Annotated in this window: 20 protein-coding genes and 2 riboswitches; of the genes, 13 read left to right on the forward strand and 7 right to left on the reverse strand. The window is 69.1% G+C overall.

Features of this window, described 5'->3' with window-relative positions; translation table 11 throughout:
* Positions 1–77 precede the first annotated feature (77 nt).
* The 7 genes from V7Z98_RS13910 (at position 78) to V7Z98_RS13940 (ending at position 5,029) form a co-directional block, all read left to right on the forward strand.
* The gene (locus tag V7Z98_RS13910; protein WP_334158645.1) at positions 78–686 is read left to right on the forward strand and encodes a riboflavin synthase; all 609 of its coding nucleotides are present in this window, start codon (positions 78–80) and stop codon (positions 684–686) included.
* Complete coding sequence (ribBA, locus tag V7Z98_RS13915; protein WP_293260597.1) at positions 683–1,813, forward strand: bifunctional 3,4-dihydroxy-2-butanone-4-phosphate synthase/GTP cyclohydrolase II; 1,131 nt, start codon at positions 683–685, stop codon at positions 1,811–1,813. Before V7Z98_RS13910 ends, ribBA begins: the two co-directional genes overlap by 4 nt.
* Before the next feature lie 22 nt (positions 1,814–1,835).
* The gene (gene ribH / locus V7Z98_RS13920) at positions 1,836–2,321 is read left to right on the forward strand and encodes a 6,7-dimethyl-8-ribityllumazine synthase (protein WP_293260598.1); all 486 of its coding nucleotides are present in this window, start codon (positions 1,836–1,838) and stop codon (positions 2,319–2,321) included.
* Complete coding sequence (gene nusB / locus V7Z98_RS13925; RefSeq protein WP_293260599.1) at positions 2,318–2,899, forward strand: transcription antitermination factor NusB; 582 nt, start codon at positions 2,318–2,320, stop codon at positions 2,897–2,899. The genes ribH and nusB overlap by 4 nt, the downstream gene beginning before the upstream one ends.
* 28 nt (positions 2,900–2,927) lie before the next feature.
* Positions 2,928–3,938 (forward strand): thiamine-phosphate kinase, encoded by a 1,011-nt coding sequence (thiL, locus tag V7Z98_RS13930; RefSeq protein ID WP_293260600.1) that lies wholly within the window; start codon positions 2,928–2,930, stop codon positions 3,936–3,938.
* Between the two features lie 63 nt (positions 3,939–4,001).
* Positions 4,002–4,490: a phosphatidylglycerophosphatase A family protein gene (locus V7Z98_RS13935; protein ID WP_293260601.1), complete on the forward strand. Its 489-nt coding sequence runs from the start codon at positions 4,002–4,004 to the stop codon at positions 4,488–4,490.
* Between the two features lie 35 nt (positions 4,491–4,525).
* On the forward strand, positions 4,526–5,029 hold the full coding sequence (locus V7Z98_RS13940; RefSeq protein WP_293261279.1) for a CinA family protein: 504 nt from the start codon (positions 4,526–4,528) through the stop codon (positions 5,027–5,029).
* A gap of 164 nt (positions 5,030–5,193) precedes the next feature.
* On the opposite strand, the gene V7Z98_RS13945 is transcribed toward V7Z98_RS13940, so the two are convergent.
* Genes V7Z98_RS13945 through V7Z98_RS13975 form a run of 7 tightly spaced genes read right to left on the reverse strand, consistent with a single transcriptional unit; the run spans position 5,194 to position 13,859 of the window.
* Positions 5,194–6,027, reverse strand: a complete 834-nt coding sequence (locus V7Z98_RS13945) for a hypothetical protein (protein WP_293260602.1) — start codon at positions 6,025–6,027, stop codon at positions 5,194–5,196.
* A gap of 4 nt (positions 6,028–6,031) precedes the next feature.
* Positions 6,032–7,090 carry a YaiO family outer membrane beta-barrel protein gene (locus tag V7Z98_RS13950; protein ID WP_334158646.1) on the reverse strand — a complete coding sequence of 353 codons (1,059 nt, stop codon included), beginning with the start codon at positions 7,088–7,090 and terminating at the stop codon, positions 6,032–6,034.
* Entirely contained in the window at positions 7,060–8,259 is a 1,200-nt protein-coding gene (gene wecB, locus V7Z98_RS13955) for a non-hydrolyzing UDP-N-acetylglucosamine 2-epimerase (protein WP_334158647.1), read from the reverse strand. Before wecB ends, V7Z98_RS13950 begins: the two co-directional genes overlap by 31 nt.
* The gene (locus V7Z98_RS13960; RefSeq protein ID WP_334158648.1) at positions 8,256–10,124 is read right to left on the reverse strand and encodes a hypothetical protein; all 1,869 of its coding nucleotides are present in this window, start codon (positions 10,122–10,124) and stop codon (positions 8,256–8,258) included. Before V7Z98_RS13960 ends, wecB begins: the two co-directional genes overlap by 4 nt.
* Positions 10,109–11,125 (reverse strand): hypothetical protein, encoded by a 1,017-nt coding sequence (locus V7Z98_RS13965; protein ID WP_334158649.1) that lies wholly within the window; start codon positions 11,123–11,125, stop codon positions 10,109–10,111. The genes V7Z98_RS13960 and V7Z98_RS13965 overlap by 16 nt, the downstream gene beginning before the upstream one ends.
* Complete coding sequence (locus V7Z98_RS13970; RefSeq protein ID WP_293260607.1) at positions 11,122–12,207, reverse strand: hypothetical protein; 1,086 nt, start codon at positions 12,205–12,207, stop codon at positions 11,122–11,124. Before V7Z98_RS13970 ends, V7Z98_RS13965 begins: the two co-directional genes overlap by 4 nt.
* A 2-nt stretch (positions 12,208–12,209) precedes the next feature.
* Positions 12,210–13,859, reverse strand: a complete 1,650-nt coding sequence (locus V7Z98_RS13975; protein ID WP_293260608.1) for a glycosyltransferase — start codon at positions 13,857–13,859, stop codon at positions 12,210–12,212.
* 498 nt (positions 13,860–14,357) lie between these two features.
* A riboswitch (cobalamin riboswitch) is annotated at positions 14,358–14,584 on the forward strand.
* Positions 14,585–14,778: 194 nt separating this feature from the next.
* On the opposite strand from V7Z98_RS13975, the gene V7Z98_RS13980 reads away from it, so the two are divergent.
* From V7Z98_RS13980 to V7Z98_RS14005, 6 genes are all read left to right on the forward strand, one after another.
* Positions 14,779–17,676, forward strand: a complete 2,898-nt coding sequence (locus tag V7Z98_RS13980) for a ribonucleoside-diphosphate reductase subunit alpha (protein WP_334158650.1) — start codon at positions 14,779–14,781, stop codon at positions 17,674–17,676.
* Positions 17,673–18,881 carry a ribonucleotide-diphosphate reductase subunit beta gene (locus V7Z98_RS13985; RefSeq protein WP_334158651.1) on the forward strand — a complete coding sequence of 403 codons (1,209 nt, stop codon included), beginning with the start codon at positions 17,673–17,675 and terminating at the stop codon, positions 18,879–18,881. The genes V7Z98_RS13980 and V7Z98_RS13985 overlap by 4 nt, the downstream gene beginning before the upstream one ends.
* 136 nt (positions 18,882–19,017) lie before the next feature.
* Positions 19,018–19,274: riboswitch (cobalamin riboswitch) on the forward strand.
* A 196-nt stretch (positions 19,275–19,470) separates the two neighbouring features.
* Positions 19,471–21,750, forward strand: coding sequence for a TonB-dependent receptor (locus V7Z98_RS13990; RefSeq protein ID WP_334158652.1), 2,280 nt, complete (start codon positions 19,471–19,473; stop codon positions 21,748–21,750).
* Positions 21,751–21,769: 19 nt separating this feature from the next.
* Positions 21,770–22,378 (forward strand): MotA/TolQ/ExbB proton channel family protein, encoded by a 609-nt coding sequence (locus tag V7Z98_RS13995; RefSeq protein WP_334158653.1) that lies wholly within the window; start codon positions 21,770–21,772, stop codon positions 22,376–22,378.
* Positions 22,356–22,697 (forward strand): DUF2149 domain-containing protein, encoded by a 342-nt coding sequence (locus tag V7Z98_RS14000; protein ID WP_293260613.1) that lies wholly within the window; start codon positions 22,356–22,358, stop codon positions 22,695–22,697. Before V7Z98_RS13995 ends, V7Z98_RS14000 begins: the two co-directional genes overlap by 23 nt.
* A complete protein-coding gene (locus tag V7Z98_RS14005; RefSeq protein WP_334158654.1) occupies positions 22,681–26,721 on the forward strand; it encodes a cobaltochelatase subunit CobN in 4,041 nt (1,346 codons plus the stop codon). The genes V7Z98_RS14000 and V7Z98_RS14005 overlap by 17 nt, the downstream gene beginning before the upstream one ends.
* Positions 26,722–26,725: the final 4 nt, after the last annotated feature.

Raw genomic sequence — 26,725 nt, forward strand, 5'->3', positions numbered from 1 at the left:
CGGCCCTGCCCGGTGCCGGCGGGGCCCCGTGGTAAAATCGCCGCCTTTCCTCCCTCACCGCTTGCGCGGGAATCCCCATGTTCACCGGAATCATTGCCGCCGTCGGCCGCATCGCCGAGCGCACCCCCCGCGAAGCCGGGGTGCGCCTGACCATCGACGCCGGCACCCTGGACCTCAGCGACGTCGCCCTGGGCGACTCCATCGCCTGCAACGGCGTCTGCCTCACCGTGGTCGAGCTCGGCCCGCGCACGTTCAAGGTGGACGTCTCCCCCGAGTCCCTGTCCTGCACCGTCGGTCTGGAAGGCGACGGCCCGATCAACCTGGAAAAGGCCCTGCGCCTGGCCGACCGCCTGGGCGGCCACCTGGTGTCCGGCCACGTGGACGGAGTCGGTGAAGTGCTCGCCTTCGATGCCATCGGCGACAACCGCCGCCTGGTCATCCGCGCCCCGGCCGAGCTGGCCCGCTACATCGCGCGCAAGGGCTCGATCGCGGTCAACGGCGTGTCCCTGACCACCAACACGGTGGACGGCCGCGACTTCGCCATCAACCTGATCCCCCACACCCTGGATAACACCACCCTGCACCTGCTCGCGGCGGGCGCCAAGGTGAACCTGGAAGTGGACCTGATCGCCCGCTACGCCGAGCGCATGCTCAACGCCGACACCGAGAGCGAGGTGGCCGCATGAACGCCGTGCAAGCCTCCGCCATCGCCCCGGTCCAGGACATCATCGCCGACATCCGCGCCGGCAGGATGGTGATCCTGGTGGACGAGGAAGACCGGGAAAACGAGGGCGACCTGGTGCTCGCCGCCGAGTTCGTCACCCCGGAAGCGATCAACTTCATGGCCAAGTTCGGCCGTGGCCTGATCTGCCTGACCCTGACCGACGCCCGCTGCCGCCAGCTCGGCCTGGAGCAGATGGTGCGCGACAACAAGACGCCCCACGGCACCGCCTTCACCGTCTCGATCGAGGCCGCCGAGGGCGTCACCACCGGCATCTCCGCCCACGACCGCGCCCGCACCGTGCAGGCCGCCGTGGCCAAGGATGCGGGCCCGGACGACATCGTCCAGCCCGGCCACATCTTCCCCCTGCGCGCCCAGCCCGGCGGCGTGCTGGTACGCGCCGGCCACACCGAGGCGGGCTGCGACTTCGCCGCCCTGGCGGGGCTGGAACCGGCCTCGGTAATCTGCGAGATCCTCAAGGACGACGGCACCATGGCCCGTCTGCCGGACCTGATCGAGTTCGCCCGGGAGCACGGCCTGAAGATCGGCACCATCGCCGACCTGATCCACTACCGCAGCCGGGTCGAAACCCTGGTCAGCCGCGTCGCCGAGCGCACCGTGAACACGCCCCACGGCGAGTTCCAGTTGATCGCCTACGCCGACCGGGTGGCCGAAGAGGTGCACCTGGCCCTGGTCAAGGGCGCCCCGGGGCCGGACACCGAAACCCTGGTGCGGGTGCACGAGCCCGTGTCCATCCTCGACTTCCTCGACCCCGACAGCGGCCGCCACGCCTTCTCCCTGGACCAGTGCCAGCAGGCGGTGGCCCGCCACGGCACCGGGGTGATCGTGCTGCTGCACCGCCCCGAGAGCGGCGCCGACCTGAAGGCGGCCCTCACCGCCGCCCCCGCCGACAAGCCCGCCCCGCGCAAGTGGGACCCCCGCTCCTACGGCATCGGCGCCCAGATCCTGCGCGACCTCAAGGTGCGCAAGATGAAGCTGCTGGGCAGCCCGCGGCGCATGCCGTCGATGACCGGCTTCGACCTGGAAGTCACCGGCTACGTGCCTTCCCCGGCGGACGCCGCCGCCCTGTAACGAACACCAGACTGGAGCCCCCATGGCCCGTTTCAACGACATCTACGAATACGACGAGAACCTCGCCGGCGCCGGCCTCAAGGTTGGCGTGGTGATGAGCCGCTTCAACCAGGACGTGTGCGAGGGCCTGCTCTCGGCCTGCGTCACCCAGCTCAAGCAACTGGGCGTGGCCGACGCCGACATCGCCATCGCCACCGTGCCCGGCGCCCTGGAAATCCCGCCGGTGCTGCAACGCCTGGCCCAATCCGGCCGCTATAACGCCCTGGTGGCCCTCGGCGCGGTGATCCGCGGCGAGACCTACCACTTCGAGGTGGTGTCCAACGACGCCTGCCGCGCCATCATGGAAGTGCAGCTCGACACCGGCGTGCCGGTGGCCAACGGCGTGCTCACCTGCGAGGACGACGACCAGGCCATCGCCCGCATGCACGAAAAGGGCAGCGACTGCGCCAAGGCAGCGGTGGAAATGGCCAATCTGCACGCGGCGATCGCCGCCCGGGAGGGTGTATGAGCAAGAACGACGGCAAGGTCCTGCGCCACCAGGTGGGCAAGCCCTGGACGCCCCGGGAGAAGTCGCCCCGGCGCATGGCCCGGGAATACGTGATCCAGGGTCTCTACCAGTGGCGCGTCGGCGGCAACGACGAGGCCGCCATCGAGGCCACCCTGGAAGCCCTGGTGGCCGACGCCAAGGCCATCGAGGCCGAGGAAGCGGCGGAATTCGCCGCCGCCAACCCGGGTCTGGTCGCCGAGGCCCAGGCCAAGGAACCGCCCATCGACCGTAACTTCTTCCTCGCCCTGCTGCGCGGCGTGCTCGCCCAGCACGACGCCCTGGCGGCGGAAATCGCTCCCTGCCTGGACCGGCCTTTCGACGAGCTGTCGCCCATCGAGGCCGGCGTGCTGCTGCTCGGCGCCTTCGAGTTCAAGCACCACCCGGAAACCCCCTACAAGGTGGTGCTCAACGAAGCCATCGAGCTGGCCAAGGCTTTCGGCGGCACCGACGGGCACAAGTACGTAAACGGCGTGCTCGACAAGCTGGCCGCCCGCCTGCGCCCGGTGGAAGTGGAAGCGCGCAAGAACCCCGGCGCCTGATCCGCCCGGCACCGCGGACATCCCCATCATGCCCGGCACCGCCGCCCCCCCCGGCGAATTCGACCTGATCGACCGCCACTTCGCCCGCCCCACCCCCGGGGCGGATCTGGGGCCGGGGGACGACTGCGCCCTGGTGACCCCGACGCCGGGGATGCAGCTGGCGGCCACCACCGACATGCTGGTGGCCGGCACCCACTTCTTCGCCGACACCGACCCGGAAGCCCTGGGCTGGAAGACCCTGGCGGTGAACGTCTCGGACCTGGCGGCCATGGGCGCCACGCCGCGCTGGGCCCTGCTCGCCGGCGCCCTGCCGGCGGCCGACGAAGCCTGGATCGCCGCCTTCGCCAAAGGCTTCTTCGCCTGTGCCGGCGCCTTCGCCATGGACGTGATCGGCGGCGACACCACCCGGGGGCCCCTCAACCTGTGCGTCACCGCCCTGGGCGAAGTGCCCGCCGGCCGCGCCCTGCGCCGCGACGGGGCCAAGCCCGGCGACGACCTGTGGGTTTCCGGCCGCCCCGGCCTGGCCAACCTGGGCCTGCGCCACTTGCAAGGCGACCTCGACCTGCCCACGGCGCCGGTCGCGGGTGAGCCGCCGCTGCGCGACGCCTGTCTCGCCGCCCTGACCCGACCCCAGCCCCGGGTCGCCCTGGGCCTGGCCTTGCAGCGCCAGGGCCTGGCCCACGCCGCCATCGACGTTTCCGACGGCCTGCTCCAGGACCTGGGGCACATCGCCCGCCGTTCCGCCCTGGCCGCCACGGTGTGGCCCGAACGCCTGCCGGCTCTGCCCGCCGGGGTGGACGCGGCCATCGCCCGGGCTGCCCAGCTGGGCGGCGGCGACGACTACGAACTGGTCTTCGCCGCCCCCGCCGCCGCCCGGGAGGCCATCGCCGCCTTGGCCCACGCCTTGGACCTGCCCCTCACCCGCTTCGGCGTGCTGTCCGCCCCGGACGAGGCGCCGGCGGGCAGCGTCACCGCCCTGGACGAGGCCGGCCAGCTCTTCCCGGTGGCCCGGCGCGGCTACGACCACTTCGCCGCCTGAACGCCCCACGGCGGCGGCGAACCTTTTTCCACCCGCTCTCCCGATTCCGTCATTCCACACCCGATGAGCAACCGCCCCGGCCTGAAATTCCTCTTCGCCCACCCCGCCCACTTCATCGCCTGCGGCCTGGGTTCCGGCCTGTCGCCCTTCGCCCCGGGCACCGTCGGCACCCTGTTCGCCTGGGCCACCTTCCCGGTGCTGCGCCACGCCTTGCCCACCGACCTGCCCCTGCTGGTCTTCCTGCTGGTGTGCTTCGTCGGCGGCGTGGTGGCCGCCCACCGCACCGGCCGCGACCTGGGAGTGGTGGACCATGGGTCCATCGTCTGGGACGAGATCGTGCCCTTCTGGCTGGTGCTGGTGTTCTGCCCGGCCGGCTGGCTGTGGCAAACCGCCGCCTTCTTCCTGTTCCGCGTCTACGACATCGTCAAGCCCTACCCGGCCAACTACTTCGACGAGAAGGTGAAGAACGGCTTCGGCGTGATGGCCGACGACGTGTTCGCCGGCGCCTACACCATCCTGACCCTGGCCGTCGCCAAGTTCATCATCGGCTGACGTCCCCACGCATTTTTCCCGGAGCCTCCGCCATGATCACCCAGCGCGACCTGGAAGCCCTCGCCGCCAAGGCCGGCGCCCTGCTCTTGGCCCGGGGCGAATGGCTGGCCACCGCCGAATCCTGCACCGGCGGCTGGATCGCCCAGGCGGTCACGGCGATTGCCGGCAGTTCGGCCTGGTTCGACCGGGGTTTCGTCACCTATTCCAACGCGGCCAAAGAAGACATGCTCGGCGTGCCGCGCCAGACCTTGATTGCCACGGGTGCCGTCTCGGAAGCCACGGCCCGGGCCATGGCCGAAGGGGCCGTCGCCAAGAGCCGCGCCCAGTGGGCCGTTGCCGTGAGCGGCATCGCCGGCCCCAGCGGCGGCAGCCCGGACAAACCGGTGGGCACGGTGTGCTTCGCCTGGGCCGGCCCGGGCGGAGTCGAGGCGGTCACCCGCCATTTTCCCGGCGACCGGGAAGCGGTGCGCGCCGCCACTGCGGCCCTGGCCCTGTCCCACCTGATCACCCGGCTGGAAGGCGCCACGGTCGGCGCCTGATACGCAGCCGCCGCCGATAGATTAATTTTTCTAATACGTCGCGGCGGAAAAAGCCGCAAACTCAAGGACTGGCGCGGACCTTCGTTTTTCCGCCGGCCGGTCACATGAATTTTATTAATACATCCCTCGCCAGGCCCGGCGGGTCGGGAATCGGAAACCAGGAATCAGGCCGCCTCTTCTTCCTGGCGGCGGCGCAGGCTGAAGGTCGGCCAGTTCCAACTCATGCCCCAGGCGTAGAAGGCGATGAACATCATCACGTCGAGGAAGCTGCCGAACAGCAGGTAGAAGATGGGTAGGAACAGCAGGCTGAGGTGCCACAGCAGCACCGTGTGCAGGGCGAACTGGAAGGGCAGGGCCAGGGCGAAGTAGGCCAGCACCAGCGCGGTCAGGGCCAGCTTCTGGTGCAGCGGAAAGTTGAACACGTAGTAGGTGAAGCCGAAGATCCAGGGCACCAGGAACATCAGGATCAGCCCCATCGCCAGCCCGCTGAACAGGTAGGAGCCCAGGCCGTGGGGGAAGGAAGCCGGCACCAGGGCGAAATACACCAGGGCGGTGGCATGGATCAGCACCGCCGCCCGGATGGCGTAGATCAGGGGCAGCAGGCGGACCGGCGGGATCAGCTTGGTGGACAACCACAGCAGCACGCAGCCGATGGCGCTGATCCACCATTGCAGTTGGGTCGGGGCGCCGGCATACAGCTCGATGCGCGGCAGCCACACCGTGGCCACCACCAGGTCGAAGGGGGCGGCCACCAGGCCGCCGGGAAAGTCCGTGGCGGCGAACCAGAATTTCAGCACAGCGAACCAGAACGGCACGATCTCTTCGATCGACAGCAGCAGCAGCAGGTTGAAGACCAGCGGCAGCAGCAGGGCGATCAGCAGGTTCCCCTTGTGCAGGGAGACGTGGTAGATCGCCCGGTGCAGCTGGATACGCCGGCCGCCGAAGCCCTTCGAGCGGATGGCCTCGATGCGCGTTTGCAGGTCCTGGTCCCGGTCCATGGCGTCAGAAGTCCTTGAACAGGCTGAACTCGCCGCCCAGCCGGCGGTAGTAGGGGTTGCTGTACTCACCCACCCGGGCCTGGAAGCCCCAGTCGCGGCCGACCCATTCGCGCCAGGTGAGCAGGGTGTCGTGGCTGGGGAAGTTGGCGAGGATGTTGTCGCCACTGCCCACCAGCTGGTAGCCCTCCTGGCCCTGGGCGAAGCGCAGGGAGATGAAGCGTTCCTTGTCGCGGCCGTAGGTCACCGCCACGTTGTAGTAGTCGGCGAAGACGCTGCCCGGATCGCTGCGGTTGATACGCACGCCGCCCTCGATCACCCAGGGGCCGTCGAAGTAGTAGGCGGCGTTGAGCAGCACGGCCAGGTCCCGGTGTTCGTCCTTGGCCTTGATCGAGGACAGGCCCACGCCGATCACCAGGTTGCGCGGTTCGAGGAACTTGCGGTTGATCACCACGTCGCCCCGGTAACGCGGCTGGAAGAAGCCGCCGTTGCTGGTGGCCAGGGAGGTGGACACGAACCAGTCGTCGTTGATGACGTGGGTGTTACCGACCACGAACAGGAGGCCCCGGTCGCCGAACTGCTGGAGGTCGGCCACTTCGCCGGTCCAGGTGTTCTTGGGGTCCGAGGCGTACACGCCGCGCACGAACTGGCTGTTCCAGTTCTGGTAGCCGGCGGTGAGGGAGTTGAAACCGAAGCCGGCCTCGATGGTGCCCTTGGGTACGAACGGCTCCGGCGCTTCCGGCGCTCCCGGCTCTCCCGGAGCTTCCGGCTCTCCCGGAGGCCCCGGAGGCCCCGGAGGGCCCGGGGGCCCGGGTGGGCCGGGCGGGCCGGGTTCGTCCTCGCCCGGCGCGGCGGGGGCTTCACCGGCGGCCGGTTCGGCCGGGGTGGTGGCCGGGGCTGGCGTCGCGGGGGACGCCAGGAAAGGCGCATCGGCGCTGGAGTTCAGAGGTGCGGCGGGAACGTTGACGGCCATTTCGGGCGCGGTATCCGGCTCGGCGGACCAGGCGGCGCCTGCGGTGGCGCCGAGGATCAGGCTCAGACCGAGGCGGGAGAGACGGCGGGGCATATGTTTTTATGGTGGATGAAATGGTTGGAAAGGAGGGTGGCGATGCGCTGGCCGGCCAGCCCGTCGCCGAAGGGGTTGATGGCCTCGCGCATGGCGGCGGCCAGGGCCGGGCGGGTGGCCAGCTCGCGCACCGCGGCGGTCACAACGGCCCGGTCGGTGCCCACCAGCCGGCCGGCGCCGGCCTCGATCAGCTCGGGGCGCTCGGTGGTCTCGCGCAGCACCAGGATCGGAGTATGCACCGCGGCGGCTTCTTCCTGAATGCCACCGGAATCGGTGAGCACCAGCCAGGCACGGTGCAGCAGCCACATCAGGGCGGCGTAGCCCATCGGCTGGGTGAGGAAGAGGCGGCCGGCGGCTTCGGCCGGCAAGTCGCCCAGGGCGCCGTGCACCACCTCCTGGACCCGAGGATTGGCGTGCACCGGCCAGACCACCAGCAGATCGGGGGATTCGAGCAGCAGGTCGCGCACCGCCCCGGCCACGCTGGCCAGGGGGCCGTTGAGGTTCTCGCGCCGGTGCGAGGTCACCAGCACCAGGCGGCGGCCGGGCAGCAGGCCGGGCAGGTCGGCCAGGTCCTGCTGGAGTTCGGGAATGGCTTCCTGCCTGGCGCCGTCCATTTTCCCGGCGAGTTGCACCGCATCCACGATGGTGTTGCCCACCATGTGGATGGCCTGCTCGGCGATGCCCTCGCGCAGCAGGTTGGCCCGGGCCTGGGCGGTGGGGGAGAAGTGCCAGGTGGCGAGACGGCCGATCAGTTCCCGGTTCTTCTCCTCGGGGAAGGGGTCGTACATGCAGTGGGAGCGCAGGCCGGCCTCGACGTGACCCACCGGCACCTGCTGGTAGAAGGCCGCCAGGGCCGCCATCAGGGCGCTGGAGGTGTCGCCGTGCACCAGCACGGCGGCCGGGGCACTGTCTTCCAGGATCCCGCCGATCTTGTCCACCATCAGGGCCGACAGGTGGGACAGGGTCTGGCGCTGCCGCTCCAGGTCCAGGCTGAGGGCCGGGCGCATGCCGAAGAAGTCGTACATGGGGTCGGCCATTTCCCGATGCTGACCGGTGTGCAGCACCAGGGGCTCCAGGTCGGTGGCGCGCAGGGCATGGTAGACCGGGGCCATCTTGATGATCTCCGGCCGGGTGCCCATGCACAGCAGGATGGTATTGGACAGTTTCATGGCAGTGCCTTGCGGGTGAATTCGAATTCGAAGTTGCGGCCGTGGCCGGCGACGACGCGCCAGGCGCGACCGATGTCCTCGACCCGGCCGTCGCCCACCGTCACGCGGGGCTGCTGCCCGCCGGCCTTGGGCACCTCCCAGGCCAGGTCGACCAGGTCGGTCGGGTGGGTGGCCTTGAGGGTCAGCCGGTCGCCGCTGCCGACGTAGGACCAGACCGCCTGCTCGCGGCGGTTGAGGAAGTCGGCGGCGGCGGACATGGTGGTCCAGCGGAAGCGGCCGGCGGCGTGCAGTTCCCGGGTATGGGCGAACAGGGCGCGCAGGGCCTCGGGGTAACGGTGGAAGCCGTGGGGGTGGGAGTAGATGGTGCGCAGGGTGCCGGTATCGGCGGTGAAGTCGGCGGCGGAGGTGAGCCAGTTCTTGACCGTGTCTTCGCTCAATTCCTCTTCGTCGAACTCCTCGAAGGCGGCCATATTGCCCAGGATGAGCACCGGGAAGGACCAGATGTGCTTGGCGTTGAGACGGCCGTTGCGGTAGCTGCGGGTGGGGGCCATGCCGGTGTTGCCGGTGAAGTAGTAGGCCACCATGTTGTGGGCCTCCAGCCACTCGGTCACCCATTCGGGCTGGTTGCCCAGAGGCGCCGAATACTCCCGGGACGGCCGCCCGGCGATGGCCGAGACCGCCTTCTCGTTCATCTCCAGGTACTTGACCATCTCGTCCTTGTTGGTGTCGTTCACCCGGCCGCCGAAGTAGTTGTGGATCCAGCCGCCGTGGTCCCCCAGGGCGTCGCCCCGGTCCCGGAACCGGGCCACCCACTTGCGCGCCTGGGCGTTGTGCTCCAGGTCGAGGCCCTGCTTGTCGCCGAAGGCCGCCATGTCCGGACCGGCGGTGAAGTGGATCGAGAACGGTCCCTGGTCCAGGGCGCCGAAGCTTTCCAGGCGCTCGAACTCGGGGGTCGAGGCGTTGGAGTCCACGTGCCAGTTGAACACCAGGCCGCCGATGCCGTCGGCGGTGGCCTTCAGCACCGGCAGGCCGAGCCGGTCGAACACCAGGTGGTGCAGAAAGGCGTGCAGCAGCGTCCCGTCGGTCTGGCCCTTGAGGTAGCCGATGGGGGTGTTGACGAACAGCACCCCGCCTTCGCCGAGGCGGCGGTAGCCGGCGGCCACCCCACCCGAGTCGCTGGCGAGCAGTGCCTCGCCGGTGTAGGCGCCGGAGGTGGGCAGGATGGGGTAGAGCAGGGCGCCGTACTGGTAGCCGGTGATGGCGTAGGTCTTGCCATGGAGCAGTTCCTCGGCCGGGGGCGAGGGCATCTCCATGGTCTTGCCCGGGGGCAGCAGGAGCCGGCGCACCCCGGCGTCGGTGACGAACAGGGGGCCCCGCTCCACCCCGCCGGCGCCGAAGCGCTCCCGGTCCGGGCCGTAGTGCACGCCCACCAGGCCGGACAGGGGGGAAGCCGCCCCCGCCGGCACGTCGCTGCTGATCACGGTGCCGCCGTCGTAGACCACCATCAGCTGGCCGCCCCGGGCGGCGAACTGCTCCAGGCGGTTGACCACCACCGGGGTGATCTGGCGGTGCAGGTTGTCCGGCAGGATCGCCGCGCTGCCGCGGTCGCTCGTTTCGGGACGGAGCAGGAAGTCCGAATCGCTGATGGTGCGCATCGGAATGCCTTCTTCCTTGGCCGCATCCAGCCAGATGCTCACCGCCGGCGCGGCCGGGTCCTGGCCTTCGGGCAGGATCAGGTAGACGGTGTGCTCGGCCATCGCGGCGTCGTTGCGCTGCCCCCACCAGGAATAAAGGGCTCCCAGGGCGACGAACAGCAGCACCCAGGGCACGACGGCAAAGAGGAAGCGTTTCAGCGCAGCGAACATGGCGTATTGGGATCGACGTGGGTGGACAGCCCTTGCCACAGGGCGTCCTCAAGAACATTCCAGCGGGCGCCGTGGCGCAGCGCGGCGGTCTGGCGCACCCAGCAGGCGACAGTGGGGGCATCGCCCTGCTGTTGGGCCACCTGGGCCATCAGCCCCCAGGGATAGTCGTCCGCCGACAAGGTCAACCAGGCGTGGCGGTAACGGCGCATCCACTCCCGGTAACCGATGGCGGGCTTTTTCATCAGGCTGGGCAGGCCGTGCAGCAGCGGGTAGAGCTGGGCCACCAGGTGGGGGTAGAAGGCCCCGTCGGCCTCGTCCTCGCTGGTGTGGCGCAGCAGGCCGTCGGCCTTGGGCGGGAACAGGCCGCCCAGGCGGCGCTCCACCAGGTCGGCCTGCTGGCGCAGGCGGCGGGCGCCGGCGGCATCGCCCCAGGCGGCCTGCTTGCCGGCGACGACGCGCAGGGCGGCCACCACCTCGCAATTATCCATGAGCAGGGCGACCCGCTGGGTTGGCGAGATCACGTAGCCCCCCAGGCGAGGATCGTACAGCCGGGCCAGGGCCGCCCGGCTCTGCTCGGCGCTGTTGCGCCAGGCGGGGGGCAGGCCCTCGGCCGGGGCGGCGACGTGGAGCAGCTCCAGCCACAGGGCGAGCAGGGAATCGTCGGCGTCGGCCTCCTGGCATTGCAGCCAAGCGCCGTCCTCGGCAATGCAGTAGCGGCCAAACAGGCCGTCGGCGGTGGGCCGGGCCAGCATCCAGTCGATCCAGCGGCCGGCCGGGGCGGCGATGTCCAGCCCCAGCTCCCGAGCCGCCAGAAGGGCCTTCAGGGCGAAGTAGGGATCGACGAAATCGCCCTGGTAGTGGGTGGTGATCGCCCCGTCGTCGCGCTGGTAGCCAGCCAGGTCGAGGCTGGCGCCCCGGGCCAGCCAGGGGGCGGCCGCCAGGGCCAGGCCGAGCACGAGGCCGCCCAGGCGGGCGGCCAGAGGGCGGGAGCGGCGGTTCATGCCAGCACCTCGCCCTCTTCCCGGGCCCAGATCGAGCCGTACACCAGGGCGCCGGGGGCGATGCGGATGCGCGGCGCGGTGATGGTGGTGGGATGGCCGGGGGCGCCGACCACGCAGCCGGGGCCGATTTCCACCACGTCCTCGGCGACGATCGGGCCCATGGCCTGACTGTCCCGCTCCATGACCACCCGGGCGCCCGCCACCACGCTGCCGTGGACCCGGCTGCCGCTATCGAGCAGCACGTCCCGGTTGCCCTTGATCGAGCCGGCAACGAAGGCACCGGCGCCGACCAGAAGGTCGGCGGATGCGATCAGGTGGCCCCGGTGCCAGGTGCCGCCGGCCACGGCCAGGTCCCCGCGCACCAGCCAGCGCCCCATGTCGCCGGCCTGGAGCCGGGGAGGGGCCTCCATGGCCTCACGGCGGCGCAGGCGCTGCCGGGGCGAGGCCGGGGCGGGCCGGACCAGGGGAGTGAATTCGATCCGCGGGGCATACATGCGGCCGAAGCGGCAGCCCGGGCCCAGCAGCAGGCGCTGCCCCGCCGAGGCCCGGCCGTAGAGCCGGCTGCCCTCGCCCGCCACCGCCACGCCGTCGGCATGGAGCCAACGCAGGACGTAGGTTTCCGCTCCCAGGCGGATGTCGCCCTTGGCCAGCACGGCACGTAGCACCAGACCCGAACCACCGCGCAGGGAGCCCTCGGCATAGACCTCGCCGGAAAAGATGTGGTCGTTGGGCAACATCAGGTCGCCGGCCCCCAGGACCAGGCGGGTGGTTTCCCGGGCGTCGGCTTCCCGGCCTTGCAGGCGCGGGGCGCGGTCGGCCGGTACGGCGATCACCTGGGTGCCGTTGGACAGGGCGGCCTCCACCTGGGTCCCGTCAGTCCCGGCCCGGCCCAGGTAGGGGCGCAGCTGGGCATCGACGAAACGCTGGAAACCGGCGGCGAAGTGGCCGATGTGGCCGCCGTATTCGCGCACCACGTTGAGGGGCGCGGCGTCGCTCGGATGCAGCCATTCCAGGGCGGCCGGGGCGAGCGGCAGCAGGAACAGGACGGCGCAGCTGAGCGCCAGAAGCAGCAACCCGATCATGATCAGCCCACGGAGCCCGTCTGGTGGTGCGGCGTGGCTCCGGCCGGCAGATGCACGGGGACGGGGGTGGCCCCCGGCTGGCGGTAGCGCACGGTCTTGTCCCACACCAGGCTGCGGCGCAGCAACCAGTCGAAGAAGAACTGGTTCCAGGTGGCCCGGGCGATCGACAACAGGCTGATCAGGAAGCCGAACAGGTTGAGGGGCAGCAGGCGGATGCGGTTGCGGTTGCCGTCCAGGTGCACCGCCGCCGATATCTCGAAGTAGGCGGCGAAGTTGCCCAGGGCCCCGTAGCCCATCAGGGCGAACATGGCCAGGGCGCCGGACAGCCACTGGTTGGTGGTGCAGTAGAACAGGAAGATGGCCAGCATCCAGCCGAACAGCAGCAGGGGGGACATGGCATAGACCCCGAGCAGGAGCAGGCCGTCCATCCGCTCGGCGAAGCTCACGCCCCGGTTGAACAGCAGCCGCCCGGCGTAGCGTAGCGCCGCCTGGTTGTGGCCCTTGGCCCAGCGCATGATCTGGCGCACCCGCACCGGCCAGCTCTCGGGCACTTCCTCGTAGCACTCGGAACGGTTCTGGTAGACAGTCTTCCAACCCGACAGGAGCAGGCGGTAGGTCAGGTCGGTGTCCTCGGCCAGGGCGTCGTCGCGCCAGCCGCCGATGCCTTCCAGGGCGATGCGGCGCACCCCGCCCACGGTGCCGCCGTACTGGGGCACCATGCGCAGGTTCATGCGCGCCTGCTGGTCCACCTGGTAGCCGCCGGAGCGCTCCAGGTCGAGCAGGCGGGTGAGCAGGTTGCTGCCGGTGTTGAGGGGCACCACCCGGCCCATCACCGCGCCGGTCTCCGGATCGAGGAAGGGGGCCACCAGCTGCTTGATCAGGCCTTTCCCGGGCACGTAGTCGGCATCGAAGATGATGATGATGTCGCTCTCCACCAGTTCGGTGGCGTCCTTCAGCGCCGCCGACTTGCCCGGCTTGCCGCCGCTGCGGTGGAAGGGGGTGATGCGCCCCGGAAAGCGGACCACGTAGCTGTCGATGATCTCCCGGGTGCGGTCGGTGGAACGGTCGTTCACCGGCATCAGGCGGATGCGCTCGGGCGGATAGTCCACGTCGAGCAGGGCTTCCAGGGAGTTGGCGATCACCGCCTCTTCGTTGTGGGCGGCGATGAACACGGTCACCGTGGGCCAGTCCGCCGTGTCGATGTCCACGTAGGGGTGCCGCTGCCGGCCGAACAGCCGGTTGAAGGCGAAGTAGTAGTGGCGCAGGGTGTAGACGACGATCAGCGCCAGGACGAAGAACAGCAGCACCAGAGCCGTCACCGCCGTCTCGTTGGAAATCTGCGTCAGCCGGGAACTGACGAAGCCGGCATCCGGCGGCAGGGGTTGCCACTCGCTCACCGGCTTGATCCGCAGCACCGCCTCGGGAGGCACGGCATCGCCGTAGTAGGTGGGCGGCTCCGGCCGCACCGCGACGTCCAGGGGCACCACCGGCGCCGGAACCTCGCCACCCATGGCCTCGGCGGTGGCGCCACCAGCCGGCGCCTCGCCCACGCCCTCGCCTTCAGCCGCGCGCAGCTGGCCGGCGGCCAGCAGCAGCCCTCCTGCGACGAGGCAGGACAAAAACGGGCGCTTCAGGAAAGAAAAGGGGGACATGGGGCACGCCAACACTTGGGGAGTGGAACCCCAAGCTTAAGCGCCCCGAGCTCCTGGAAGGAATGAAATATTTTGCACAGCAGGCAATATTTTGGGCGAAATAAAAAACAACGTGTTTTTTCTCACAAAACATATAGCAAACCCCAGCAATCACAAGGGAATGCAAGCTTTTGACAGGCTCGAAGAAAAAATAAAAATTCTCTTTGGAAAATAACGCCATCACCCATAGGAGGGCTTTTCGGCACCCTTAGTTCCTAGCTTGAGGGGTTTCTTGGACAAATCGTGAGAAATGTCACCACCGACCAATTTGTATCAAATTGCTAACGATTCCCCTGCCATGGCAACACCGGCACAGCATCATCGCCCCCCAGGCCGCAACCATCCCAAAGACATTGCAACTTTTCATTCCGGCAAAAACAAACACAACATGTAGTAGAAGCACAATGCAAAAACACTAGATGTAGTGAAATTTCGTTGACGACGCCGTTTCCGGTCCGGTACATTGCAGACCATGATGGTTCCCCCTTCCGGGGGATGAAACGGGAATTCGGAGCGGTGGGCTGCGGCCCCTCGCGCAAGCCGAAGCTGCCCCCGCAACTGTGAGCGGAGAGCGTGCCCCGACGGCCACTGGAGCAAGATGCCTCCGGGAAGGCCGGGGCCGGCGCCAACCAGGCGCCACGCGACGACCTGCAAGCCAGGAGACCGGCCATCGCTGCAACGCCGCCTCACCGGAGTCGCCAGAATCACCATCGACTCACCGCCGGGCGGCAACGTTTTCACTTGGGGCGGGGCGCCCCGGGAAAGCGCGGCGGCCCCGGCGGGGCCGTCCGGCATGGGCGCATGGGTTCGGCCGCAACGGCCGCCAAGCACCGGCCTCCGCGCGCCCCCAGGCTCCCCGGCCCGTCACGGGGAGATCCGCATGCACCATCCTTCCAGCGCCATCGAGCAGGGCCACGGCCCGGCCACCAGCCCTTCCGCGCCCTTGCCCACCCTCGAAACCGGCGCCGAGCTGCCGGGCAGCCCGGCCTACACCCCGGGCCTGGGGGTGAGCGTCGACGCCCGCAGCTTCGAGGTGATCCGCCGCAACGGCGCGGTGGTGGCCTTCAACCCAGACAAGATCGCCGTGGCCCTGACCAAGGCCTTCCTCGCGGTGGAAGGCCACCAGGGCGCCACCTCGGCCCGCGTCCGCGACGTGGTGGGCGAACTCACTGCCACCGTGGTCCAGGCGCTCACCCGGCGCCTGCCCGGCGGCGGCACGGTGCACATCGAGGACATCCAGGACCAGGTGGAACTGGCCCTGATGCGTTCCGGCTCCCACGACGTGGCCCGGGCCTACGTGCTCTACCGGGAGAAACGGGCCGCCGAGCGGGCCGCGGCACGGGCGGCCCAGGCCACCGACGAGCGCGCCGACGAGCCGGTGCTGCATGTGGTGGACGGTGAGACCCGCCGCCCCCTGGACCGGGCCGCCCTGCTGGCCACGGTGCAGGAAGCCTGCGCCGGCCTGGCCGACGTTTCCGCCGAAACCGTGCTGGAACACGCCCTGCACAACCTCTACGACGGCGTGCCGGTGGTGGCGGTGCGCCAGTCCCTGGTGCTGGCCGCCCGCACCCTGATCGAGCGGGAGCCGGCCTACAGCAAGGTTTCCGCCCGGCTGCTGCTCGATTCGATCCGCGTCGAGGTGCTGGGCCAGCCCACCGCCCACGGCGCCATGACCGCCGGCTACGCCGAGTATTTCCCCCGGGCCATCCGCCGCGGCATCGCCGCCGAGCTGCTCGACCCGCGCCTGGCCGAATTCGACCTGGAGGTGCTGGGCCGCGCCCTGGTGGCCGACCGGGACCTGCAGTTCGACTACCTGGGCCTCCAGACCCTCTACGACCGCTACTTCCTGCACGAGGACGAGCAGCGCATCGAGCTGCCGCAAACCTTCTTCATGCGCGTGGCGATGGGCCTGGCCCTGAATGAGATCGACCGGGAAGCCCGGGCCATCGAGTTCTACAACCTGCTCTCGTCCTTCGACTTCATGAGCAGCACGCCGACCCTGTTCAACAGCGGCACCCGCCATTCCCAGCTGTCGTCCTGCTACCTGACCACCGTCTCCGACGACCTGGAAGGCATCTACCAGTCGGTCAAGGAAAACGCCCTGCTGCAAAAGTACGCCGGCGGCCTGGGCAACGACTGGACCCCGGTGCGGGCCCTGGGCAGCCGCATCAAGGGCACCAACGGCAAGAGCCAGGGGGTGATCCCCTTCCTCAAGGTGGTCAACGACACCGCCGTGGCGGTGAACCAGGGCGGCAAGCGCAAGGGGGCGGTGTGCGCCTACCTGGAGAGCTGGCACCTGGACATCGAGGAATTCCTCGAACTGCGCAAGAACACCGGCGACGAGCGCCGCCGCACCCACGACATGAACACGGCCAACTGGATTCCCGACCTGTTCATGCAGCGGGTGCTGGCCGGGGCCGACTGGACCCTGTTCTCCCCCAGCGACACGCCCGACCTGCACGACAAGTACGGCAAGGCCTTCGAAGCCGCCTACACCGCCTACGAGGCCAAGGCCGACCGGGGCGAGATCAAGCTGTTCAAGCGCATTCCCGCCGTGCAGCTGTGGCGCAAGATGCTGACCATGCTGTTCGAGACCGGCCATCCCTGGATCACCTTCAAGGACGCCTGCAACCTGCGCTCGCCCCAGCAGCACGTGGGCACCGTGCATAGCTCCAACCTGTGCACCGAGATCACCCTCAACACCTCCGACACCGAGACCGCGGTGTGCAACCTGGGCTCGGTGAACCTGCCGGCCCACCTGGTGCAGGTGGACGGCCAGTGGACCCTGGATCAGGCCAAGCTCAAGCGCACCATCCGCACCGCCATGCGCCTGCTCGACAACGTGGTGGACATCAACTTCTACGCCACCCCCAAGGCGCGCAACGCCAACGTGCGGCACCGCCCGGTGGGCCTGGGCATCATGGGCTTCTCCAACTGCCTCCAGGAAATGGGCCTGCCCTACGCCTCGGACGAGGCAGTGGTCTTCGCCGACCGTTCCATGGAAGCGGTGTGCTACCACGCCTACTGGGCCTCCACCGACCTGGCCGAGGAGCGGGGCCGCTACTCCAGCTTCACCGGCAGCCTGTGGGACAAGGGCATCCTGCCCCTCGACTCCCTGCAACTGCTCGAAGACGCCCGGGGCGGTTTCGTCGAGGTGGACCGCGGCGCCACCCTGGACTGGGAGGCCCTGCGCCAGCGCATCGCCCAGGTGGGCATGCGCAACTCCAACTGCGTGGCCATCGCCCCCACCGCCACCATTTCCAACATCGTCGGCCTCTCGGCCTCGATCGAGCCCGAGTACCAGAACCTCTACGTGAAATCGAACCTGTCCGGCGAGTTCACCGTGGTGAACGACGCCCTGGTGCGCGACCTCAAGGCCCAGGGCCTGTGGGACGAGGTGATGGTGGCCGACCTCAAGTACTTCGACGGGTCCCTGGCCCCCATCGACCGCATCCCGGCCGAGCTCAAGGCCCGCTACGCCACCGCCTTCGAGATCGACCCGGTGTGGCTGATCGAGGCCGCGGCGCGGCGCCAGAAGTGGATCGACCAGGCTCAGTCCCTCAACCTGTACGTGGCCGTGGCCTCGGGCAAGAAGCTGGACGAAATCTACAAGCTGGCCTGGAAGCGCGGCCTCAAGACCACCTACTACCTGCGCACCCTGGGCGCCACCGCCATGGAAAAGACCGGCGCGCCGATCGACCGGGCGGCCGTGTCTGCCGCCCCGGCCGAACCCAAGTTCTGCTCCATCGACAACCCGGATTGCGAGGCCTGCCAATGAGCGCCTTCCTGCTCAACGACTGGGACGACGGCCCCGCCGTCGCAACGCCCCCTGCCCAGGCCCCTGCGCCAAACCCCGCGCCCATGGCCGATCTCCAGGCAGGAATCTTGGAAAGCCGCGCCCCTATTGGTTCTTCGACCATGCCGACCGGAGAACAAGCACTGGCGCGGGCTTCCACCTTGCATCCGGCAGGGTTGTCCCTCGCCCCGATCAACCCGGAGGACAAGCGGGTGGTGAACGGCAAGGCCGACATCAACCAGCTCGCCCCCTTCAAGTACCCCTGGGCCTGGGAGTTCTTCCTCAACGCCAACCGCAACCACTGGACGCCCCTGGAAATCTCCATGGCCCAGGACGTGCACGACTACAACCACAAGCTGACGCCGGCGGAGCGCCACGTCTTCGAGAACGTGCTGTCCTACCTGACCACCTCCGACATCCTGGCCATGCGCAACATCGGCCTGGCGGTGATGGAAAAGATGAGCGCCCCGGAATTGCAGATCTACCAGGCCCGCCAGGTCTACGAAGAGGCCCTGCACACCTGGACCTACCAGCACTGCATCGAGAGCCTGGGCCTCAACCAGCAGGAGATCTACAACCGCTACCGGGTGGTGCCGCAGATCCACGGCAAGATCGCCCTGGCCAACCGGCGCCTGGAGCGGGTGATGCGCTCCGACTTCGACCTCACCGACCGGGACAACCTGCACGAATTCGCCCTCTCCTACCTGTTCTTCGCCGGCATCTTCGAAGGCTGCTGGTTCTACAACGGCTTCACCCCCATCTTCGCCCTGCAACGCCGGGGCCTGATGAAGGGCACCGCCGAGCAGCTGCAATACATCATGCGCGACGAGGTGCTGCACTGCGCCTTCGGCATCCGGGTGGTGCGCCAGCTGTTGCAGGAAGAGAACCTGACCCTGGACCCGGCCGCCGTGAAGGCCCTGTGGGAAGAAGCGGAAGCGGCCGAAGCGGCCTACGCCGGCTACATCCTGCGGGAGCCCATCCTGGGCTACAACGCCGACCTGCACCGGGGCCAGTTCCGCTTCATCGCCAACCGCCGCGCCCGCCAGCTGGGCCTCTCCGAGCCTTTCCCCGGAGCCGAGAACGTGCTGCCCTGGCTCGACGAGCAGGCCAACATGCGCAAGGAGAAGAACTTCTTCGAGACCCGGGTCACCGAGTACCAGACCGGCGGCGCCCTGGCCTGGGAATGACGCCCCGCCGGCCGGGAGCCACGGAGCACCTGGCCGAAGCCAGGTCAGACTTTGGTCATAATTGTTCCAAAACGCGCTATCATCGCCCCTCTTTCCGGACGGGACGGCCCTGCCGACCGGAACACGACACGCAGTACAGGGCCACGCAGTCAAAGGTGTCCGGCGGCAGCAGCCGCCGGGTGAAACGGGAACGAAGTAACGGCCTAACCGCCGCCAAGCTTCGGCTGCCCCCGCAACGGTAAGTGAGCGCGGATGCGCCACGGCCCCTCCTCCCCGGAAGGGCCAGCCACTGAAACCGCACGTGACCCCGGATTTCCGGGCGCGCGACGGCTTCGGGAAGGCGACGCATCAAATCTCACGAGCCCGGAGACCGGCCTTTGACGCCAACGTGCCGACCGCTTTCGCCAGCGGTCGCCAAGGCACGAGCCAAGCACCGGTCGCGGGGATGCGAACGGAGCCGCGTAGCGAAAAGCCCGGGTCGCCCCTAGCCGCACCATGCCCGTCCTCCGCGCACCGCCATTCCGGCGCGCCGCCTTTTCACCGCTGCTCCCTCCGCCCGGCCGGTCATCGACTGGAGTCACGAGAGAGCATGCGCAGCACCACCAAGAAAAAGATCATCGCCACCGCCATCGCCGCCTGTTTCACCCAGGCCGGCGCCTTCGGCGAGGAACGGGAACCCGACAACGACAAGCACCTGGCCAACGTGGTGGTCAGCGCGGCGCGGATCGCCCAGAGCACCCTGGAAGCCCCCGCCAGCGTCACCCTGGTCGATAGCGACACCCTGGACGCCTCCGGCGCCGTTCGGGTCGGCGACGCCCTCACCGCCAAGGTACCCAGCCTTTATCTGCGCGGCGGCCTGGGCAACACCTCGCGCATCAACAGCGCCCCCATCGTTTCCCTGCGCGGCCAATCCCAGGGCCGGGTGAAGATGATGGTGGACGGCATCAGCCTGAGCGACGGCAACAGCGGCGGCCTGTCCAGCCTGCTGGGGCTCAACGTCGGCGACGTGGAACGCATCGAGGTGGTACCCGGCCCCGGCTCCGCCCTGTACGGCAGCGACGCCATCGGCGGGGTGGTGAACATCATCTCCAAGGCCCCGACCAAACTGGAAATCGACGCCAAGATCAGCCGCGGCTTCGGCGACGGCGAGCGCAACGCGGTGGAAGCCAGCTACCGCAACAAGTGGGCAAACGGCCTGGCTGCCTCCATCGGCATCGGCTACGAGGACATGGCCGGCTACGCCAAGAACGACTTGGTGGTGGTGCCGGTCGGCACCACGGGCACCGGCAGCAATGCCGTCCAGGGCGGCCAGCGCACCACTACCGTCACAGGCGCGCCGGCCTACATCGTCGGCGACAAGGGCGCCACACCGTCCCACGCCGCCTTCGCCAACGCCAAGTTCTACTTCGACATCGACGCCCAATCGCGGCTGTTCGCCGGCTTCGCCCGGACCGAGGGCAAGATGGGCTACCAGAACTTCAACAACTACCTGACCCGCAACGGTGTGCCCCTGGCCCTGCCGGCGAGCAACGTCTCGATCAACGGCGACAAGCTCGGCTCCCTCAAGGAAAGCAGCTTCTGGAATTCCAGCAACCCCAACAGCCGCGAAGAGAACCGCTACTTCGCAGGCTACGACGGCAAGGTGGGAAGCGCCGACCTCAAGGTCAACCTCGGCTACTTCGACCGGGACAACTACTACGTCGGCGCCGGTACCGGGGCCACCTTCGCCGGAGGGCCAGGCACCAGCACCAACACGCCCAACACCACCCTGGATGCCTCCGCCCAGGTGGGCTTCGGCATTGGCGAGCACCACTACCTGATCGCCGGGGTGGCCGCCAACCGCAGCACCCTGAACCGCAAGGTGTACCAGCTCGCCAACTGGCGCCAGCCGGAAAACAGCCGCACCGGCGCACTGAACGAGGAATCCTCGGGCAACAGCGACACCCGCTCCCTGTTCCTCCAGGATCAGATCTTCCTCACCGACGCCTTCACCCTCTACGTGGGCGGACGCTACGACTACTGGACCACCCGGGGCGTGGCCAAGAAGTATGTGGGCACCCCGGTCGGTACGGTGGATTCGCCCGAGCGCTCCGACTCAGGCTTCTCGCCCAAGGTCGCCGCGGTCTACCGCTGGAACGAGCGCCTCACCCTGCGCAGCTCCCTCGGCACCGCCTTCCGCACTCCGTCCAACTACGAGATGTACGCCACCCCCAGCGTGAGCGGCAGCCGCCTGCTCATCGCCGACCCGACCCTGAAGCCGGAAACGGCCACCTCCTGGGACCTGGGAGCGGAAGTCGCCCTGCCCGGCAACGGCTTCGCCAAGGCCACCTATTACCGTACCCGGCTGGACGACATGATCTACCGCAAGACCAGCCCCTACAGCGGCCCCCTGGTCGGCGTCACCACCAACGCCACCATGACCAACGCCGGCGCCGCCCGGATCGAGGGCATCGAACTGAGCGGCGAGATGCCCCTGACCGGCTGGCTGCGGGCGTCGGCCAGCTACACCTGGACCGACAGCGAGATCACCCGCGACGACAGCAACAGCGGCCTGCTTGGCAAGCGCCTGCGCTACGTGCCCAAGAACATGGCCAGCGTCGCCCTGGACGCCCAGTGGCAGAAGTGGCGCGGCTACCTCTCGGCCATCTACACGGGCCAGCAGTTCAGCAACGAGGACAACAGCGACGTGGTCAAGGACGTCTTCGGCGGCACCAGCAAGTACTGGCTGGCCAACCTGCGGGTCAGCTACCAGATCGACAAGCACCTCAAGGCCAGCGTGGCGGTGAACAACCTGCTCGACCAGAAGTACTACGAGTACTACCTGATGCCCGGGCGCTACACCACTGTCGAACTGAGCGCCTCGTTCTGACACCTCCGGAGAACGCCCCATGGAAATCGTCACCCTCATCGAGCACCTGCTCTACCAGGTCTCCACCGCCCTCTACCTGCCGGTGATCGGCGGCTGCGCCCTGCTCGTCTGCTACATGCCGGTGCAGCTCGGCATGGCCCTGTTCGAAGCCTGGCAACGCCAGCGCGGGCGTTTTCCCGACCGGGACGGCTTTTCCCGCCGCCTGGCCCTGCTGCGCGGCCGCCACCGCCATGCGCCCCAGCGCCTGGCGATCGAGGTGGAGCGCCAGCTCCAGGCCGAGGAGCTGGCGCTGTCGCGGCGCCTCGATCGCATCCGCTTCGTCATCAAGGTGGGGCCGGCCCTGGGGTTGATGGGCACCCTGATCCCCATGGGCATTTCGCTGGCGGCCCTGGCCGAGGGCAACATCCCGAAGATGGCCGGCAGCATGGTCACCGCCTTCACCGCCACCGTGGCCGGCCTGGGCGCCGGGGTGCTGGCCTACCTGATCGCCCTGTCCCGGGAGCGCTGGGTGCGCGCCGACGTGCGCGAGATGGCCCACGACGCCGAGTTGGCCCTGGCCGACGCCGGACTGCCCCAGCCCCACCACCTGCAAGCGGAGGCCGACGATGCGGTTGCTGCAGCGGCGTAGGCGCTTCTCCCTGGACGGCGAGGCCCTGGAAGACCCCATCGCCGGGGTCGCCAACCTGTTCGACGCCAGCATCGTCTTCATCGTCTCGATGATGATCGCCCTGTTCATGGCCTACAACATGATGGACCTGCTCGACCCCACCTCCGAGGTGACCCTGGTGAAGAAGAACGCCAGCGGCGAGATGGAGATCATCACCAAGAAGGGCAACGAGATCAAAGCCTCCAAGGTCACCGACGAGAAGCTCTCGGGCCGGGGCGAACGCCTCGGCACCGCCTACAAGCTGCCCGACGGGAGGGTCGTCTATGTTCCGGGCAACTGATCTGCTCACCACCGCCCTGCGCGGCCTGCTGCTCTGCCTGTGCCTGGGCGGCGCGGCCTGGGCCAAGCCCCTGTCGGTGGTGCTCATCCCCGGCGACCCGGCCACCCTGCCGGCGGTGGGAGCGGTCAAGCAGCTGCGCCAGCAGGCCCGGGACCGGACCGTGCCCGAGGCCGAACGGCGGGCCTTGGCCCAGGTGCGTTTCCACATCGTTTCCTCCACCCAGCTCTCCGCCGCCGACCTGGAGACCCTGGCCCAGGCCGATGCCGCCCTGGTGTACAACATGGGCCGGGAACTGGCCGCCACCATCACCCCGGCGGTGCGCGCCATGGCCGCCCGGGGCGCCCGGGCCTACGCCGTGGGCTCGCCCTTCGAGGAAGGCGAAAAGCAGGCCGGGCTGACCCGGGACGAGACCCTGCGCGCCTACGCCCAGGCCGGCGGCCAGGACAATCTGGTGGCCATGCTGCGCCGCCTGCTGGCCCGGGACTTCAAGCAGCCCCTGGCCTACCCCGAGGCCCGGCCCTTCCCCGCCACCGGGCTGTGGGAGCCGCGCGGCAACCGGCTCTACGCCAACTTCGACGACTACGCCCGGGACTACCTGGCCCGCCACCCCGACGCCGCCGGCCGGGTATGGGTGGGGGTGCTGTTCAACCGGGTCACCGCCCAGGCCGGCAGCTCGCCGTTGCTCGAAGCCATCGTCGGCCGCCTGGAAGCCCGGGGCTTCAACGTGGTGCCGGCCTTCGGCTTTCCCTCCGAGATTCCGGCAGAACGCTATTTCCTCGACGCCCGGGGCCAGTCCCGGGTGGCCGCCGTGGTGGGCCTGGCCCTGAAGATGGGCAACGTCCCGGAAAAGACCATCCCGGCGATGAAGCGCCTGGACGTACCGGTGGTCAATGCCATGACCCTGTACAACCAGACCCGGGAGGAATGGGAAGCCTCGCCCCTGGGCCTGTCCCTGTCGGAGCGGGCCTGGCAGGTGGCCGGCGCCGAATTCGCCGGGGCCGTGGCCCCCACCGTGGTGGCCTCCAAGGAACGGGTGGTGGACCCGGACAGCGGCCTCGCCTACATGGTCGAGACGCCCATCCCCGAACGCGTCGAGCGCCTGGCGGACCGCATCAAGAAGTGGGTGGCGCTGCGCTACGAACTGCCGGCCAACAAGAAGGTGGCGGTGATCTACTACAACTACCCGCCGGGCAAGGAGAACATCGGCGCCTCCTACCTCAACGTGCTGCCCCGCTCCCTGTGGCAGATCCTCGGCCGCCTGGAGCAGGCCGGCTATAACGCCCAGGGCCGCCCGGCCACGGAAGAGGCCCTGTTCGACGCCCTGCGCGAGCACGGCACCAACATCGGCAACTGGGCCCCGGGCGCCCTGGAAAAGATGGTGCGCGGCGGCCACGCCATGCTGCTGCCGGTGAGCGACTACCGGAAGTGGTTCGACCGCCAGCCGGAGGCGCTGCGCAACGCCATGGTCAAGGCCTGGGGCGAGCCGGAGAACTCCAAGGTGATGCTGTGGAAGGACGGCAAGGGCAAGCCCCACTTCGTATTCCCCGCCCAACGCTACGGCAATCTGGTCTTCGCGCCCCAGCCGTCCCGGGGCTGGGAGGGTGACATCAAGAAGATGTACCACGACGTGGCCCTGCCGCCCCACCACCAGTACCTGGCCTTCTACCTGTGGCTGCAAAAGGGCTACCAGGCCCACGCCATGGTGCACGTGGGCACCCACGCCACCCACGAGTGGCTCTCCGGCAAGGAGGTGGGCTTCACCGCCGCCGATCCGGGGGAGGCCATGGTGGGCGACGTGCCCCAGCTCTACCCCTACATCGTGGACGACATCGGCGAGGCCCTGCAGGCCAAGCGGCGCGGCATGGCCACCATCATCTCCCACATGACGCCGCCCTTCGACAAGGCCAGCCTCAACCTGGAACTGGTCAAGCTGCGGGGCCTCATCGACGACTACGTGGTGGCAGCCCAAAAAAGCGAATCAGCCGCGGCCGCCGCCCTCGGCGAGGTCAACGCCCAGGGCCGCAAGCTAGGCGTGCTCAAGGACATCGGCAAAACGGCCCTGGCCGACGGCGAAGACGTGGAGGAGCTGGAGCACTACCTGAAGGAGGTGAGCGAACACCAGGCCCCCTACGGCCTGCACACCTTCGGCGTCGCCCCGCCCAAGGACATGCAGCGCAGCACCGCCGAGGCCATCCTGGCCCTGGCCGGCAAGCTGGCCCCGGTCGAACACCAACGCCGCCTGGAAGCCCTGATGGCCAATATGGAAGCCAGCGGCAAGGCCGAGCTGGACGCCCTGGAAGCGGGGCTGGCCGGCCGCTACGTGGCTGCCGGCCCGGGCAACGACCCGATCCGCAATCCGGACTCCCTGCCCACCGGGCGCAACCTCTACGGCTTCGACCCCTCCCGCCTGCCCACTCCGGGCACCTGGGAACAGGGCCGCAGCCTGGCCGAGAAGTTCGTCGCCGACTACCGGCAGCGCCACGGCCAGTATCCGGACCGGGTGGTGTTCAACCTGTGGAGCACCGAGGCCATGCGCCATGAAGGCGTCACCGAGGCGGAGATTCTCGCCCTGCTGGGGGTGAAACCCCAATGGGACGAGCGGGGCCGGGTCAGCGGCCTGGAGATCATCTCCCGCCGCGACCTGGGCCGCCCCCGGGTGGACGTCACCGTGGTGCCCTCGGGCCTCTACCGGGACGCCCTGCCGACCCTGATGCAGCTGGTGGACGAGGCCGTCTCCAAGGTGAAGGACCTGGAAGAGCACGACAACCCGATCCGCGCCAACGTGCAGAAGACCCGCCAGGCCCTGGAGCAGCGGGGCATCGCCCCGGCCGAAGCGGCACGCCTGGCGGCGGTGCGGGTGTTCACCGAGCCTTCCGGCGCCTACGGCACCGGCGTGGACAACGTGGTCCAGGCCAGCAACACCTGGGACCAGGAAAGCCAGGTGGCCGACGTGTACTTCAACCGGGTCGGCCATCTTTTCGGCCAGGGCTACTGGGGCGACCGCCCCGGCGGCGCGGCCCTGGCGGTGGACGTCTTCAAGATGGCCCTGAAGGACGCCAAGGCGGCCATCCACTCCCGTTCCTCCAACCTCTACGGCACCCTGGATAACGACGACGTGTTCCAGTACCTGGGCGCCACTTCCATGGCCATCCGCCAAGTGAACGGCAAGTCGCCGGAAACCCTCATCCTCAACCTGGCCGACGGCAAGGGCGGCAAGCACGAGACCCTGGACAAGTTCATGGGCCGGGAGATGCGCACCCGCTACACCAACCCGGAATGGGTCAAGGCCATGCTCAACGAAGGCTACGCCGGCGCCCGCTTCGTCATGAAGGTGACTGAGCACCTGTGGGGCTGGCAGGTGACCGTGCCCGAAGCGGTGGACGGAGCCAAGTGGCAGGAGATGTACGAGACCTACGTGGCCGACCGCAACCGGCTGGGCGTGAAGGACAAGTTCCGCGAGGCCAAGAACCTGCGCGCCTACCAGGCGGTGGTGGACAAGATGCTGGTGGCCATCAACAAGGGCTACTGGCAGGCCGACCCCCAGGTGAAGGCCCATCTGGAGCAGGTGAACCGGGAAGTGATCGCCGAAGCCGGCGTGGCCTGCAACGCCGCCTCGTGCAGCAGCCCCGAGGTCACCGCCCTGGCCCAGGCCCAGGACGCCCGGGACATGGCCGACGCCCGCGCCCTGCCGGCGCCGGGAGCAGGTGCCCGGGCCCCCGGCAGCGGCAGCGCCGCGCCTGCCGGCGGCCGAACCGCCACGGCAACCACGCCGGCCACGGCGACCACGGCGACCAACGCCCAGCCTGCCGCCGTCCGGCCCCAGGCGGCGGACCGCGCCAGCCAGGCCACTCCGCCGGCCCAGCCCCCGGCACCGGCCAGCGAAGCGGTGGAGGGCTACGCGATGAAGGAAGAAAAGCGCACCGCCGCCCCCGTGCCGCCCGAGGCCGCCTCCTGGGCCCTCGCCGGCCTGGGCGTGCTGGTGGCCCTGGGCTTTGCCTGGGGCGCCCGGCGGCGCCGCGCCTGAACCG

The organism is Oryzomicrobium sp. (assembly GCF_036820405.1).
GTDB lineage: Bacteria > Pseudomonadota > Gammaproteobacteria > Burkholderiales > Rhodocyclaceae > Oryzomicrobium.

Coding starts and splice junctions, on each gene's coding strand:
- V7Z98_RS13970 (WP_293260607.1), bottom strand. CDS start 12,207: ATGATCGGGTTGCTGCTTCTGGCGCTCAGCTGCGCCGTCCTGTTCCTG.
- V7Z98_RS13980 (WP_334158650.1), top strand. CDS start 14,779: ATGCACCATCCTTCCAGCGCCATCGAGCAGGGCCACGGCCCGGCCACC.
- V7Z98_RS13945 (WP_293260602.1), bottom strand. CDS start 6,027: ATGGACCGGGACCAGGACCTGCAAACGCGCATCGAGGCCATCCGCTCG.
- ribH (WP_293260598.1), top strand. CDS start 1,836: ATGGCCCGTTTCAACGACATCTACGAATACGACGAGAACCTCGCCGGC.
- wecB (WP_334158647.1), bottom strand. CDS start 8,259: ATGAAACTGTCCAATACCATCCTGCTGTGCATGGGCACCCGGCCGGAG.
- V7Z98_RS13935 (WP_293260601.1), top strand. CDS start 4,002: ATGAGCAACCGCCCCGGCCTGAAATTCCTCTTCGCCCACCCCGCCCAC.
- V7Z98_RS14000 (WP_293260613.1), top strand. CDS start 22,356: ATGCGGTTGCTGCAGCGGCGTAGGCGCTTCTCCCTGGACGGCGAGGCC.
- V7Z98_RS13910 (WP_334158645.1), top strand. CDS start 78: ATGTTCACCGGAATCATTGCCGCCGTCGGCCGCATCGCCGAGCGCACC.
- V7Z98_RS13990 (WP_334158652.1), top strand. CDS start 19,471: ATGCGCAGCACCACCAAGAAAAAGATCATCGCCACCGCCATCGCCGCC.
- V7Z98_RS13995 (WP_334158653.1), top strand. CDS start 21,770: ATGGAAATCGTCACCCTCATCGAGCACCTGCTCTACCAGGTCTCCACC.
- V7Z98_RS13960 (WP_334158648.1), bottom strand. CDS start 10,124: ATGTTCGCTGCGCTGAAACGCTTCCTCTTTGCCGTCGTGCCCTGGGTG.
- thiL (WP_293260600.1), top strand. CDS start 2,928: ATGCCCGGCACCGCCGCCCCCCCCGGCGAATTCGACCTGATCGACCGC.
- V7Z98_RS13985 (WP_334158651.1), top strand. CDS start 17,673: ATGAGCGCCTTCCTGCTCAACGACTGGGACGACGGCCCCGCCGTCGCA.
- V7Z98_RS13975 (WP_293260608.1), bottom strand. CDS start 13,859: ATGTCCCCCTTTTCTTTCCTGAAGCGCCCGTTTTTGTCCTGCCTCGTC.
- V7Z98_RS14005 (WP_334158654.1), top strand. CDS start 22,681: ATGTTCCGGGCAACTGATCTGCTCACCACCGCCCTGCGCGGCCTGCTG.
- V7Z98_RS13950 (WP_334158646.1), bottom strand. CDS start 7,090: ATGCCCCGCCGTCTCTCCCGCCTCGGTCTGAGCCTGATCCTCGGCGCC.
- nusB (WP_293260599.1), top strand. CDS start 2,318: ATGAGCAAGAACGACGGCAAGGTCCTGCGCCACCAGGTGGGCAAGCCC.
- V7Z98_RS13965 (WP_334158649.1), bottom strand. CDS start 11,125: ATGAACCGCCGCTCCCGCCCTCTGGCCGCCCGCCTGGGCGGCCTCGTG.
- ribBA (WP_293260597.1), top strand. CDS start 683: ATGAACGCCGTGCAAGCCTCCGCCATCGCCCCGGTCCAGGACATCATC.